The following is a 14,413-nucleotide window of genomic DNA, read 5'->3' on the forward strand; positions in this document are numbered from 1 at the left end:
CTTAATAACCTGGGCTTTTACTCAACAATTGTTATACTGCAGCCAGCAAAATATATACAGAGGAGATCTCTGACAATGACACAGATACCAGATGATCTGTATGCCCTGACAGCATGGTTCCAACGGGCCGATGGTGATGAAGCTCTGCTTATCCGGGTACTGGCCAATACCGCAGGTCTGAAAGGCTGGCTGGCTCGTGATATTCACGACCGTTTATGTGAAGGCACCTTATCGGACGCACTGGGCAGTGGAGAAATTCAGGCTTTTGAACTGGCCGCAACCTGGCTATTAAGTCAGATGCCATCTTTCCCGGGGCCGGAAACACCTGAGCAATGGCAACAATGGCTGACCAGCTGGCAGAAGATTCATAAACAGGCAGGACCAGAACAACAGATTAGCCTGCTCCCGGAACGTTTTAACCATGCAGACGCTGAAATCGCACTGCAACAGCTCAGAAACCAGCAGCAGCAATCAGATATCAGTGTGGTACAGCATTAATCCTGTATCGACAGGGATGACTGACTTATCGGAAACGAACACAGATAAGGCTGAACACCCGGCCTTATCTGCTACCTGCATTAAAAATAAACAACACTGACTTAATGACGACTCAGTCTGTCCAGTTCCACCAGCTGCTCTGCAATTTGCTGACTTAACCCCATATTCGTCGCCGAGCCTTCTACCGCAGCCTGAGCATCACTGGCCATCTGCTCAACTTTCTCTACGACAGATTGCATCTGTCCAATCTGGCCATTTGCCATATCTGCCACGCTGCTCATTGTGCCTTTAAGCGAAAGGATAGAAGCTTCAATAAGCTGAATACTGTCATCATTACGTTGTTGCAGCAGCTCATCCATCGTTTCTGAAAAGTGCACCACTTTATCCGACAGCTCCTGGCTGGCTTTACTCAGTACTGCCATCAGGCTGTTAATTTCTCCGGCATACTCACCGGACTTATTCGCCAGGCTCTTAACCTCATCCGCCACAACGGCAAAGCCCCTGCCCGCTTCCCCGGCACGGGCAGCCTCAATGGAGGCATTCAATGCCAGCAGATTGGTCTGTTCAGCAATCCCGGTAATGGTTGAGGCAATATTCTCAACTTTTTCAAATTCAGACGTAAACTTCTGAGTATCTGCCAGCAGCTCTCTGGCCCATTTAGATGCCTGTTCAAACTCCCGGGTAAAGCTTTCGTTCTGACGGTTCAACTCTGCCAGTTGAGTTCCCAGAGCCACAATCTGCTCTGACGCAGTCTCAACTTCACCACTGACCCGGCCAGAATCATCAGACACGGAACGTGACAGAGCCGCGGCTTCATCAGCAAAGGCTACTCTGGCTTTGGAGCGCTCATTCACATTCATCGCATTACCACAGACACCCTGTGCAGAGCTTTTTAATGCCTCAATCATCGGCATCATTCTGGTATAGGAAGACTGCTGAAGCTGATCTGCCGATCTGGCCTGCTGTTTTTCCCAGGCATGCTTCAGGCTGGAATGGGCGCTGAATAAAGACACACAAAAAGGTACAAGGTAGGTCAGAAGTGCTGGAAAGATACTGAAAGTGGCATCCCCCCAGAGCACATCGCCCTGATTAATCAAATTCAGTAACGTTCCGACAATAACGGAAATTTTGATAGCTTTAATCAGAATAACAGAGTCAAAAAGCCCGGGGGCCTGATCATCAGACATAACGCAATCCTTTCTATCTGCAGAGAAAAATTGCGGACCACCTTAGCAGATCCGCATGACAACAGATTAGAACCTTTTGTACAGAATTTGTAGCACAGAACAGATTACGCTCTGATAACAGGATATTAAGCTACAGCTGCATTTTATGCCGCTTACGCTCTGCCCGTATCTCCCGCACTTCCTGATACCACTTAGACGGTTCGACAATTTCACCATCCTCCGCCAGTTCAGGATATGCCAGACGGCGCTCCTGACAGAAACGGGCAATCTGAGGCTGCGCCCACTCAAACAGCGTTTTCTGGTACTCCTGAGGGTCCATTCTGGATTCAGAATACATATTGGCCAGACTGCGCTGTCGCTGTGCCTCCGCCAGAATAATTGCTCCGGCAACCGATACATTGAATGATTCCACCATCCCCATCATAGGAACAATAATATGTTCGTCAGCCAGATCTGCCGCCGTATCACTGACACCAAACTTCTCAGCGCCTAATAAAATAGCGCAGGGCTGAGTGTAATCCAGAGTACGATAATCCACCGCTCTGTCAGTCAGAGTAGCAGCGTAAACCTTAAAACCCTGCTCTTGTAGCATCTGTATCGGCTTTTCAACGCCTTCGTGAATACTGACATTCACCCAGCGATGGCTGCCTTTTGCCGTGCCATGATATGTTCCGAAACCATCATCCGGATCAGCAGAGTGCACATGGGAAATACCCACTGCGTCACAGGTACGCACGATAGCAGACAGGTTACGGGATTTATGGACATTATCAGTAATCACGGTCAGATCAGGTTGACGACGATTCAGTACTTCTTTAATTTTGGCAAAACGCTCAGGGGTCACAACAGGCCTCGTGAAAGCAGCAGACAGACCGTACAGGGACGTAAGGCTGCCAGAACACAGGTAAAAATCACAGGGACGCAATCATACCCGCTTCCTTGTGCAGTATGAACCAGAAGCCTCCGGCTTTTCGGTGAAAAGCTCTGTCAGGTTAACAATTTATTACACTTGTCGCCTGATTCATGCGTAATATATCCCCCTTTCCTCTCCGACTTTAGTCAAACCCTGTCAAATAATAAGATTACTATGCATAAGCTAAGACTCAGTCAGCTTTCTATTACCAGCCGTATGCTGATCTCACCCGTCACCATACTGCTACTGCTAATCTCCGTCAGCGTTATTGCTCTCATATCTCTGCAAAAAATTGACAGGGATGTTACAGAAGCAACGACTCAGATCGCTCCAGTGACAGAACAGGCTCAGGCAGTCAGTCACTATCTGTCTGATCAACGTATTCTGGTTCTGAACTACCAGCGCATGCCTCGACCAGAACAACTGGAACAGTTTGCTCTGAGTGAACAAGCCTTCAGTCAGGAGTTACAAAAACTGGCTCCCTGGCTGACGACACCAGAACAGCAGACAGTATTAGGTAATATCCAACAGCTGAGTCAGGATTATTCCTCATTGTTCAGCCACCAACTGGTTGATCTGATAAACCAGCAACAAAATCTTAAAGAGAATCTGGAATCTATTGCACGGGGTGTCGACAGAGCCATCAGCAAGCTGATCGATCTGGCAATCACAGATCATAAAGACGAGCTGATTCTGCCTGCCAGTCAGCTACAGAGTAATTTCCAGCAAACCCGTATTTATCTGCATCAGTATCTGGCAGAACGCAGCGCCGATCAGATTGCAGAAGCTGATTTTTATCTGGCAGAAGCCGAGGCCTTCCTGATGCATCTGCAGCAATCCGGACTGGAACCTCGCTTAATGCGCCGCGTTAACCAGCTGAATCAGGCTCTGAAGGATATGTCTGTGATTATGCTTGATGCCCGGACACTGACAACACAAGGCATCACATTGCAACAGCAGCTGGATAAAACCAGCACTCATATGACACAGGCTGCCCAACAACTGAATCAGGGTATTGTTGGCTTACTGGGTGATACGACCCGGACGGTACAAGCGCTGACCAGCCAGACCCGGACCGGGCTGATCAGCGCCAGCGCTATTGCAGCGATTACCGGACTACTGCTGGCACTGGTCATCAGCCAGAGTGTCCGCAAGGTGCTAACCCGCCTGAACAGACACCTGAATGATATTGCATCTGGTGATGGAGACCTGACTTCCCGCCTGCCAGATCAGGGAGGCAAAGAACTCAATCTGATCTCACGGGCGTTTAACCGTTTTATGAAAAAACTGCAGGGGCTGATGCACCAGCTGACAGAAGCTGCGGACAATCTGGCCAGTGCCAGTAGTCAGCTGGCAGCAAACAGTGAACAGAGTGTCGTCAATGCCCGCCACCAGCAAAACAGCGTTTATTCCATTAATGAAGCGATCCAGCAGCTGGGTCAGCAAATCGACCATGTCAGCCAGAATGCCGATCAAGCCAGAAATACCAGCACAGAAACTGAGCAAGTAGCTCTGACCGGCCAGCAGCGCATTGAACAAACCAATCACTCCCTGCATGAATTATCCCGGCATCTGGAAGCCTGTGCCGACCAGGTTCAACAATTGAACACCAGGGCCGGACAAATTAACGATATTACAGATGATATTCAGGGCCTGGCCGATCAGACCAGTCTGCTGGCACTGAATGCGGCCATTGAAGCAGCCAGAGCAGGAGAGCATGGCAGAGGCTTTGCTGTTGTAGCCGATGAAGTAAGGCATCTGTCAGGCCGGACTCATGAGATGACTCAGCAGATTACCGGGATCATCGAGCAGATGGCCACCGATGTGCAGCAGACCTGCCAGACAATGGAACAACTGCAAGATCACTCAGGTCACTGCCGCCAACAGGCCGACACAACCCGGACGACTCTGGATAAAATTGCGGATCATGCTCAACACGCCAGGGCACAGATTCAGGCCATTGCAGACCAGTCAGATCAACAGCAACAACAGGTGCAGGCCTTACAGATACAGAGCCAGACTCTGCAACAGACTCTGGATGAGAACAGACTGGCAACAGAAGAACGGGCCAGAGCCAGTAGCCTGCTGAATGAACTGACCCGACAGTTACAGCATATTACCCATCAGTTCCGAATTGACTGATTGCAGCTATCAGGCAAGGGTAGTGTGATACACTGCCCTGCTGATATTGACCCGATTCCGAATCGGTAGTATTTTGATTCGCCTTATCATAATAAATATTCAGAACAACCGGCACTTGAAGAACACCAGGAAAGTTCTGTATTTCATTCTGCAAAAGCCAGCCCATTTCATGACTCTCTCTGAGACACCCGGCTCCTGACCTTTATGAACGGCTTACTAAAGAAGTCTTATCCAATTTCAAGTCAGGGCATACATCAGACCATTACCCCGGAGTCAACAACGTGTCCGAACACTTTATTCAGCGTCGCAGCCCCGACTTCTGGCGGGCCAGCCTTGCCTTATCTATTGGCGCTTTTGTCACCTTTGCTAATCTGTACAGTACACAGGCATTGCTGCCATTATTTGCCCGGGAATTCGGGATCTCTCCGGCCAGTGCCAGTCTGAGCCTGTCGGTTTCAACAGCCGCACTGGCCCTGGCTCTGCTGATCACTCCGATGCTATCTGACCATGCCGGACGCAAGTCAGTCATGTTGACTTCCCTGATACTGACAGCCTTATCCGGCTTTGCAATCGCTGCCAGTCAGCACTATCTGTGGCTACTTCTGTTCCGGGCAGTTCAGGGTTTCAGCCTGGCCGGACTGGCAGCTATCGCCATGACTTATGTCGGGGAAGAATTTGCGGCAAACTGCCGTGGACTGGCTATGGGGCTTTATGTCAGTGGAACGGCGATTGGCGGTATGATGGGACGCATTGTGACAGGCACCCTGACCGAGCTTTTTTCATGGTCTGCCGCCCTTCTGATACTGGCGATAATCAGTAGTCTTTGTACGCTGATTTTTGCCATCGCCCTGCCCCCTTCCCGACACTTTGACAGACGAAGTGCCTCACTGGCAGAAATGCGTCAGGGCTTCAGCTTCCATCTGCAACGGCCAGATCAGCTCGGGCGATTTATGCATGGTTTTCTTCTGATGGGAGGACTGGTGACTCTGTATAACTATCTGGGCTTTCGTTTACATCAGTCCCCTTATCTGATGAGCGATGGTCAGATCGGATGGCTATTCAGCATTTATCTGACCGGAATATTCAGTTCAATCTGGCTGGGCAGTAAAGCCGATAAATACGGTGCCAGAAATATTTTACTGATTTGCCTGGCACTGATGTTATCCGGCACCCTGCTGTCGCTAGCCACTTCACTGAGCCTGATCATACTGGCAATGGCTTTATATACTTTTGGTTTTTTTGGTGCTCACTCTGTTGTCAGCAGCTGGTGTGGCCAGCAGGCACAATCGTTTAAAGCACAGGCTTCAGCCCTGTACCTTTTATTCTACTACGTGGGTTCCAGCGTACTGGGAGCCAGCGGAGGTTATATCTGGTCTCAATGGCAATGGCCAGGCGTGGTGACTATGGTGTTGATACTGGTTTCCTGCAGCATTCTTATCACCTGGAACAGTAAGCAATAACAGGCAGAAAGAGACAAGTTTTTGCAGTCAGTCAGGAGAAATGCCAGCATCAGGCAAAGTGATTCAGGCGTGATAAAAAGGAACCGATCTGGCCTGCCATAGCAGGCCAGATAACAAACAGATCAATGCTGGGCGTCCAGATCCTGCGGTTTTTCTCTGGCCTGCTGATGGCGGTTAAAATGATTTTCCAGCATGCGGAACAGACCGATAATCAGCGCACTGATAATCAGATAGATGATACCGGCCGCCAGAAAAATCTCCAGAGGTGTATATGTTCTGGCAATAATAGTTCGGGCCATCCCGGTCAGGTCCAGCAGAGTAATGGTACTGGCCAGAGCACTGCCCTTCAGCATCAGAATCACTTCATTACCATAAGCCGGCATCATGATACCAAAAGCCCGAGGCAGGATAATACGTCGCAGCATCAGAGGGTAACTCATACCCAGCGCCTTCGCGGCTTCAATCTCACCTTTCGGAATAGACTGAATCGCACCACGCAGTAACTCAGCAATATAAGCCGCGGTATGCAAAGCAAAGGTAATAATGGCACACCAGTAGGGTTCACGCAGGATAGGCCATAATGCTGATTCTCTGATCACATCAAACTGTGAAGCTCCGTAGTACACCAGAAAGATCTGGATCAGCAGAGGTGTTCCCCGGAAAAAGAAAATATAGGCAAACGGAAAAGCCTGCAGCCAGCGGCGTTTGGATACCCTCATTAAAGCCAGAGGCAAGGACAGCATGACGCCAATCAGCCCGGATATCAGCACCAGCTCAAGGGTCAGTAAAGCGCCATCAAGCAGCTTTGGCAGGTTTTCAAAAATTACATCCCAGGTCCAGTTCATCAGCGTGCTCCCTGATAGCCACGATTAGCATGACGTTCCAGCAGATACAGACCCAGCATAGAGATACAGGTCAGCAGGAGATAAACCATTGCTGCAGCCAGATAGAAAGTAAAAGGCTCTTTGGTATAGCCTACGGCGACACTGGCCTGACGCATCAGTTCATTCAGACCAATTACAGACACCAGTGCGGTATCTTTCAGCAACACCAGAAACAGATTGCCCAGACCAGGTAACGCCAGGCGCCAGACCTGAGGCAGTGTGATTCTGCGGAAAGTCTGAAACGCCGTCATCCCCAGAGCAACAGCGGCCTCGCGTTGCCCTTTCGGAATTTCCTGCATGGCTCCACGGAACACTTCTGTGGCATAGGCCCCGAATGCGATACTCAATGCTGCCACACCAGCGACAAACGGACTGAGCTCAATATACTCGTCATAACCAAACAAACTGGCTATCGCCATCAACAGAGCCGATGAGCCAAAGAAAATGGTCAGCACCAGCAGCAGTTCTGGCATACCCCTGACAAACAGGGTATATCCGTTACCTATCGCATTGGCTATTTTAGAAGAGGATAGCTTAGCTGCCGCTCCGAGCAGGCCCAGCAGCAGACCAACAAACAGGCTGCATAGTGCCAGCTGAATCGTCACCCAGGCCCCTTCTACCAGAAGATGACCGAAACCTTGCAGATCCATAGAGAACACCAATTTATAAACAGCAATGGCCGCATCAGCGGCCATTGCTTATGAACACAGGTTCAGATTAATAGATAGAGAACGGGAAATACTTCGCATTGATTCTGTCATAAGTACCATCCGCCAGAATGTCCTGCAGCGCTTTGTTCATCTTCTCACGCAGTTTGTCATTCTTGCGAATTGCAATACCGATCTTGTCATCAATATCGATCTTTTCACCTTTAAATTCGAAGGCCTGACCATCTTCAGAACGCAGCCAGTCATAAGCTGGCAGCTGATCAGATACAATGGCATCCAGACGGCCAGAAGCCAGATCCAGGTAAGCATTATCCTGAGTATCGTACAGCTTAACCGTGACTTTATCTGCCAGATTATCTTCCAGATACTGACCGGCAATCGTGGCACGCTGAGCACCAATCACTTTACCGTCTACACTCTTTGGAGAGAACTTGCTGCTCTTAGGCGCAACAAAAATCAGGCTGTTGGAATAGTATGGCTCAGAAAAATCAACAACACGGCTACGCTCTGGTGTGATAGACATGCTGGCGATAACCGCATCATACTTACGTGCCATCAGACCAGGAATAATGCCATCCCAATCCTGAGCAACAATCGTACAGTCCGCTTTCATTTTCTCACACAGCGCGTTGGCAATATCAACGTCAAAGCCTTTCAGCTTGCCGGACTCATCAATAAAGTTAAACGGAGCATAAGCGCCCTCTGTCGCAATACGAACCTTATCTGCGGCCATTGCAAAAGGGGCGGATACAGTTGCGGCAACCAGGGTTGCAGCAGCCAGTGCTTTCTTCAGACTCATTGTGTCTTCCTCTATGGGATATTATTTTTTTAATTCATACTGAGTATGTTCAGAGATGACTGCTGAGAAACTCCCGGCAGCGCTCCGAATTCGGATTTCCAAAAACCTGCTCAGGAGGCCCGATCTCTTCGACACGCCCCTGATGTAAGAATACGATCTGAGAAGAAACATCACGGGCAAAACGCATTTCGTGCGTTACGATCAGCATAGTTCGCCCTTCTGATGCCAGATCACGCATCACATTAAGCACCTCATTAACCAGCTCCGGATCCAGAGCTGAAGTTGGCTCATCAAACAGCAATACCTGAGGGTCCATTGCCAGCGTACGGGCAATGGCTATACGCTGCTGCTGACCACCTGAAAGCTGGCTGGGATAGTTATGGCGCTTTTCAAATAAGCCTACTTTTTTCAGCAACTCTTCGGCTCGGGCAATCGCTTCGTCCTTACTGCGCTTTAAAACGCTGATGGGAGCTTCAATGATATTTTCCAGAATGGTCATATGAGGCCACAGATTAAAATTCTGGAAAACAAAGCCAATACCAGCACGCATACGTTCCAGCTGTTTCTGGTCCGCCGCTTCTAAATCGCCTGCTTTTCCTTTTTTCAGTCTGAGCTGCTCACCCGCCATGGAGATCAAACCAGAAGACGGTGCTTCCAGCAGATTAATACAACGCAGAAAGGTACTTTTGCCTGATCCACTGGACCCCAGAATAGAGATAACATCACCATCTCTCGCCTGAAGAGAGATGCCTTTGAGTACTTCTAAAGAGCCATAACTTTTATGAAGATCTCTGATTTCCAGAGCGACAGATGCATCAGACATGTGAAGGTTAATTCCGGTTTTGGTTATAAGCTTAACATTAGACCAAAGTTACATTTTTAAAGCAATTGTACCATTCCTTCCAGACTATTTTTCTGCATATCTGCCTGAGAATCAGCAAAAAGAATACCTTTACTAACCCGATCCAGAAAAAACAGATAATCCTGAATATCAGACAGAGGCAGAGACAATCACTGCTAACGGGAATAAATATGAGAAATTTTCTCTGTAAATAAATACTTACAGAGTCATCATGGCGAATGTGAATATCTGCAAAAGCTCCCAGAGTGTTAAAATAAGATGTACCGCTGTTGACATAATAATGACCGGGAGGTTTCATGAAACGCATATCAGACTGGTTTGTTCTGCCATGGATGCGCAACAGAACCCCGGATGAAAAACACTTCTATCGCAGAGGCTTTACCCGACGCTATCAGGTTCGCAGAAACCGCATCAAAGACCTCTGGATTGGTGGCGGCATCATCGCTCTGATCTGGCCGGTACCAGCATTGATCACGATTCTTACTCTCTTATGCTGTTTTATTACTTTTGCTTTTCTGGATGAGGGATCTTTATAGCACTGACACGGTCTGATTCTGTGTAGCGGATCAGGTACGTTATTTGCTTTAAAACACAGAAAATAAGTCCGGATACTCATTGTTTCTGTACGAATAAGCTCCATCGGGTAACAATGAGCAACGGTCAGGACCACCGGTAGAAAATAAACATATTGTTACAGCCGCCGATAATATGGCCTATCGGTACCAGATGCGGAGAAGGTTATGGTTTTTGCAGTCTACGAACAGGGCATGCGTATTCAGACGCCCAGAAAAGCCCTGCTGGGTAAGCGTGGCGTAACAGCACTGGAAAGTAGCAGCGCGACTCGTCGAACAGCAGATACCGACAGCGACAGTAGCCATCTGGAGCGCGTTGCCGAACAACCCTTTGAGGAGATTCAGCGCAAACTGATCAAGCAGAGGGATTCTCGCGAGGACGAACAGGATTTGCCGCCTTCACCGGCAATTGATCTGTCACGCAAGGCCCTGAATGCCTATAACGCAACTAAAAAGGTCAACGCATCCCCTCGCCCCAGAGTTTCAGCCAGAATGATCATGAGCAAACCTGTGGTCACCGCTGAATTTGATGATAGCTTGCAGCATGGCTGGCATTTATTGCAAAAACATGGCGTCAGCCATCTTATACTGCAGAACCGGCGTGGCGCCTTGATGGGGATGGTTACGGATAAGGATATTCTGAAAGCCACCTCTGGAGTCGGGCACATTGATCTGGCCGGGCGATCTCCAGAACAGGTCATGCTGGGTACACTGATCAGCAGGAAGCTGCTTACGGTTAATCCGGATACAGATGTCCTGGATATCACCAGTGTTATGCTGGAACAAGGGATATCAGCATTACCTGTGGTATCTGAAGCAGATGAATTGCTGGGCGTCATTACCCGAAGTGATTTGCTACAGGCTATTATCAGCCACCATCTGGAAATCTGGTACTGAGCAACCAAATAACCCACTGCTTCTTTCAGATCATTATGACCTCTCCAATCAGAAGCAGTTAAGGTTACAGGTTATCCCGGAATCGTAGCCGTGTTAAAAGAATCAGGAGTGTCGCGTTACCAGCTGCTCTAACTTGGAGTTCATGCGTCTGGCTTCATCTTGCTCCCGTAACTTACGTTCTTTTTCAAGGCGCTGCTGACGAATCTCTTCCAGCTGCTCTGCTGCATGATGAGCTTCATCTTCACTGATGAAACCGGCATTATTACCTTTAAGATCCAGCCTGACGGCTCCCGCCTTAAGCAGGCGTAGATATCTTGGACTACGCACATAACTGGCCAACGCCCGCCTCACCCAGTGATCAGGTATAGCTTCCAGTTGAACCAGATCTTCATGGATACCAATTTTAAGAGGCTGCATACAAGGCACTGAAAAAGCCTTCGGATAGCGCTTACACCACTGATCCAGAATTTCCTTAGCTGAAAATCGAGCCGGAACGGGCATGGAAGGCTGCTGGTGCTCCTTATGAACATCTTCATCGTTCAGGCTTTCACGAATCATTTCCAGAATGGCTGCCGAGCTGTCCGTAAGCGGTGACTCAGTAATCGATTTTAACCGGACCTGAAGTCTGTTCAGCTGATCATTCAGGCGATCATTTTCTTCTTTCAGCCTCTGGTTTTTTTCTGCCAGCAACTGATTATCTTCCTGTAACTGCTGTTGCTGATCAGGATATCCCTGAAAACGTTTGGTCAGCAGGCGCTTATCTTCCTGTTGCCGGGCCAGCTCTGACTGTAAACGCACCGTTTCCTGCCCCAGGCTATCCGCTTTTCGGGCCAGCCGTTTCAATTGCAGGCGTTGTTGCACCAGCTTACCAATACTTTTATCTGCTTTCAGGCATAACTGATCCAGTAGCAGGTCCACATTACCTTTGTTCTGTTCAATTCCCATAGGCGCTTATCCACATTCTGATTCAGTCAAACCTGTTGTAAGTATCATGCTGAGAAACCAGACTGTAAAGTCTGGTCAGTCCCGGGCACTATAGATATAAAAGCCGTAATCATACTCGCCAGTCCCTTCAGCCTGACAATGCTCATGGAAAACTTCCTGCCAGCCCGTAAGATTATGCTCTGGGAACCAGGCATCTCCTTCCACATCAGCATGCACCCGAGTGATATACAGCTTACTGGCGTAAGGCAGGGCTTGCTGATAAATCTCAGCTCCGCCCATCACAATAATTTCTTCAGCACCATCAATCAGGCAACTCTGATCTGCCAGTTCAAATGCTTCAGCCAGTGAATGAACCACACGGCACCCTTCAGCCTGATATCCGGTATCGCGAGTAACAATAATATTAGTTCGCCCGGGCAGAGGCCTGCCAATGGATTCATGGGTTTTACGCCCCATAATGACGGGCTTTCCCATTGTACAGCGCTTAAAAAACTGCAAATCTTTGGGCAGATACCACGGCAGTTTATTATCAATACCAATGACCCGGTTTTCAGCCATTGCCCAGATCAGAGCAATCGGGGTTTCTATTTCAAAATGTGTAACTGAGTGACTCATACTGATTATCCATTACTTTAAGCAGGCATATCTCAGACAGAAAAAGGGTAGTGGATGGCATCATGGTACTGATAACCCGATACTTCAAAATCATCCAGAGTGACCCAGGTCTCCAGATCTTCCAGCGTTTTAATAGCCGGGTTAATGCGCAGTTCCGGCGAAGGGTAAGGTTCACGTTTGAGCTGAACATCACGCATCAGCTCCAGCTGATCCTCATAAATGTGAGCATTAATCAGCTTATGATAAGCTTTTGCCGGCTGATGTCCGGTAATCTGTGCAATCAGAGCCAGCAGAACAAAGACCTGACACTGATTAAAATTCACTCCCAGAGGCACATCAGCACTACGCTGAATACTGTTCAGATACAGTTTGCCACCTAACAGAGAAAAATGATGGGTATGCATACAGGGCCGCAGGCAACCCATGTGAAACTCCCCCGGATTGTAAAAGGTAATAATCTCTCCGCGATCATCGATACCTTTACTCAGATTATCCACAACCTTTTTTAACTGATCGATATGACGACCATCTGTTGTTGCCCAGCTTCGCCCCTGGACGCCATAAACACGCCCCATATCATCCTCCCCTTTACGCAGAGGATTTTTGAGCCAGCTCGCATTGTCATTAGCGTTAGCATTCCAGGTATTACAACCCAGAGCCCGGAACTGAGCAGCATTGTCATACCCTCTCAGATAGCCTAACAGTTCAGCAATTGCGGCTTTCCAGTAACTTTTCCGGGTAGTCACCAGAGGAAAGCGATTATTACCCACATCGTATTCCAGATCAGCATTAATCACTGTCAGGCAACGCTTTCCCGTTCTCTCGTTATATACCCACTCACCTTCATTGACGATACGGCGGCATAAATCTAAATACTGTTGCATGACATCTCTCAGGAAGCAATCTGGCTTAAATACGGGAGTCGTAAAGGCTTCACCAGATCATGACTTGATTAAAACAAATGGTGACAAAGTGTGAGAGTATAACGGAAAACCAATGCGGAGAGGAAAAAGCAACTTCATAAACAACCACCATTATAACCAGTGGCTTTCTGTTAACAGGAAAAACTGTCTGCAATAACTTTGCATACTCAGATGAAGTTATTGCAGACAGACATTATTAGCGGAACTTACAACAGGGTCTTTGCGATTCTGATCCGATAACAGGGATAAATCACTCTGATGACGGCCCATCAAAGACAGCCCGGCGTCTGCCCCACTGAATCATTGCCACGCCAGCCAGTATCATAGGTAAAGATAATAACTGTCCCATAGTCAGCCAGTCGAAAGCGATAAACCCCAGATGCGCATCTGGCTGACGTGCAAATTCCATCAGGAAACGGAACAGACCATAAAAGAGCAGAAAGCAACCTGATACCACAAATCGCGCCGGGCGCTTACTATCGACCCAGTTCAGAATCACAAATAGGGCAATGCCTTCCAGGGCAAACTGATATAACTGTGAGGGATGACGGGCCAGGTTATCGACATGAGGAAAAACCATCCCCCAGGGCAGATCTGTCGGACGCCCCCATAGTTCACCACCAATAAAATTACCCAGCCGCCCGGCACCCAGACCAATCGGAACCATAGGAGCAATAAAATCAGTCACCGTAAAAGGAGATACCTTCATCTTACGCGCGAACAGAGCCATAGCCAGAATAACGCCCAGTAAACCACCATGAAAAGACATCCCGCCTTCCCATACCTTAAACAACCAGAGCGGTTCCTGCACAAAACGGTCAAAGTTGTAGAAAAAGACGTAGCCAAAGCGTCCTCCCAGCACAACCCCCACAGCCCCGTAGAAGATCAGATCACTGACACTTTCATCACTCCAGCCCAGACGGTGTGCTCTTTTTTTCCCTAACCACCAGGCCCCGGCGAACCCGATCAGATACATAATGCCATACCAGTGTATTTGCAAAGGGCCCAGTGAAATGGCAACAGGGTCAATCTGAGGATACTGCAACAT

15 protein-coding genes are annotated in these 14,413 nt (G+C 48.5%); 5 read left to right on the forward strand and 10 right to left on the reverse strand.

Going from position 1 to position 14,413, the window contains the following annotated elements:
- The first annotated feature begins 75 nt into the window (after nt 1–75).
- Nucleotides 76–498 (forward strand): hypothetical protein, encoded by a 423-nt coding sequence (locus H4O21_RS16670; RefSeq protein ID WP_182810012.1) that lies wholly within the window; start codon nt 76–78, stop codon nt 496–498.
- A gap of 101 nt (nt 499–599) precedes the next feature.
- On the opposite strand, the gene nrtS is transcribed toward H4O21_RS16670, so the two are convergent.
- Together nrtS and trmH are read right to left on the reverse strand one after the other, a co-directional pair.
- Nucleotides 600–1,685 (reverse strand): nitrate/nitrite transporter NrtS, encoded by a 1,086-nt coding sequence (gene nrtS, locus H4O21_RS16675; protein ID WP_182810013.1) that lies wholly within the window; start codon nt 1,683–1,685, stop codon nt 600–602.
- 130 nt (nt 1,686–1,815) lie between these two features.
- Nucleotides 1,816–2,529, reverse strand: coding sequence for a tRNA (guanosine(18)-2'-O)-methyltransferase TrmH (gene trmH, locus H4O21_RS16680; protein ID WP_182810014.1), 714 nt, complete (start codon nt 2,527–2,529; stop codon nt 1,816–1,818).
- Between the two features lie 243 nt (nt 2,530–2,772).
- On the opposite strand from trmH, the gene H4O21_RS16685 reads away from it, so the two are divergent.
- The gene (locus tag H4O21_RS16685; protein WP_182810015.1) at nt 2,773–4,740 is read left to right on the forward strand and encodes a HAMP domain-containing methyl-accepting chemotaxis protein; all 1,968 of its coding nucleotides are present in this window, start codon (nt 2,773–2,775) and stop codon (nt 4,738–4,740) included.
- 281 nt (nt 4,741–5,021) lie between these two features.
- A complete protein-coding gene (locus H4O21_RS16690; protein ID WP_182810016.1) occupies nt 5,022–6,200 on the forward strand; it encodes an MFS transporter in 1,179 nt (392 codons plus the stop codon).
- Nucleotides 6,201–6,322: 122 nt separating this feature from the next.
- On the opposite strand, the gene H4O21_RS16695 is transcribed toward H4O21_RS16690, so the two are convergent.
- Genes H4O21_RS16695 through H4O21_RS16710 form a run of 4 tightly spaced genes read right to left on the reverse strand, consistent with a single transcriptional unit; the run spans nt 6,323 to nt 9,374 of the window.
- On the reverse strand, nt 6,323–7,045 hold the full coding sequence (locus tag H4O21_RS16695; protein ID WP_182810017.1) for an ABC transporter permease: 723 nt from the start codon (nt 7,043–7,045) through the stop codon (nt 6,323–6,325).
- Nucleotides 7,045–7,779 (reverse strand): ABC transporter permease, encoded by a 735-nt coding sequence (locus tag H4O21_RS16700; RefSeq protein ID WP_305082233.1) that lies wholly within the window; start codon nt 7,777–7,779, stop codon nt 7,045–7,047. The genes H4O21_RS16695 and H4O21_RS16700 overlap by 1 nt, the downstream gene beginning before the upstream one ends.
- 22 nt (nt 7,780–7,801) lie before the next feature.
- Nucleotides 7,802–8,551: an ABC transporter substrate-binding protein gene (locus H4O21_RS16705; protein ID WP_182810018.1), complete on the reverse strand. Its 750-nt coding sequence runs from the start codon at nt 8,549–8,551 to the stop codon at nt 7,802–7,804.
- A 49-nt stretch (nt 8,552–8,600) separates the two neighbouring features.
- The gene (locus H4O21_RS16710) at nt 8,601–9,374 is read right to left on the reverse strand and encodes an ABC transporter ATP-binding protein (protein WP_182810019.1); all 774 of its coding nucleotides are present in this window, start codon (nt 9,372–9,374) and stop codon (nt 8,601–8,603) included.
- Between the two features lie 335 nt (nt 9,375–9,709).
- Between H4O21_RS16710 and H4O21_RS16715 the strand changes: the two genes are divergently transcribed.
- Entirely contained in the window at nt 9,710–9,949 is a 240-nt protein-coding gene (locus tag H4O21_RS16715; RefSeq protein ID WP_182810020.1) for a hypothetical protein, read from the forward strand.
- A gap of 204 nt (nt 9,950–10,153) precedes the next feature.
- Nucleotides 10,154–10,882, forward strand: coding sequence for a CBS domain-containing protein (locus H4O21_RS16720; protein WP_182810021.1), 729 nt, complete (start codon nt 10,154–10,156; stop codon nt 10,880–10,882).
- A 102-nt stretch (nt 10,883–10,984) separates the two neighbouring features.
- On the opposite strand, the gene H4O21_RS16725 is transcribed toward H4O21_RS16720, so the two are convergent.
- The 4 genes from H4O21_RS16725 to lgt form a co-directional block, all read right to left on the reverse strand.
- Nucleotides 10,985–11,827: a ProQ/FINO family protein gene (locus H4O21_RS16725; RefSeq protein WP_182810022.1), complete on the reverse strand. Its 843-nt coding sequence runs from the start codon at nt 11,825–11,827 to the stop codon at nt 10,985–10,987.
- A 75-nt stretch (nt 11,828–11,902) separates the two neighbouring features.
- A complete protein-coding gene (locus H4O21_RS16730; protein ID WP_182810023.1) occupies nt 11,903–12,442 on the reverse strand; it encodes a dihydrofolate reductase in 540 nt (179 codons plus the stop codon).
- A gap of 32 nt (nt 12,443–12,474) precedes the next feature.
- Nucleotides 12,475–13,326, reverse strand: coding sequence for a thymidylate synthase (locus H4O21_RS16735; protein ID WP_182810024.1), 852 nt, complete (start codon nt 13,324–13,326; stop codon nt 12,475–12,477).
- Nucleotides 13,327–13,615: 289 nt separating this feature from the next.
- Complete coding sequence (gene lgt / locus H4O21_RS16740; RefSeq protein WP_182810025.1) at nt 13,616–14,413, reverse strand: prolipoprotein diacylglyceryl transferase; 798 nt, start codon at nt 14,411–14,413, stop codon at nt 13,616–13,618.

Source organism: Oceanospirillum sediminis (genome assembly GCF_014164585.1).
Classification (GTDB): domain Bacteria; phylum Pseudomonadota; class Gammaproteobacteria; order Pseudomonadales; family Halomonadaceae; genus Oceanospirillum; species Oceanospirillum sediminis.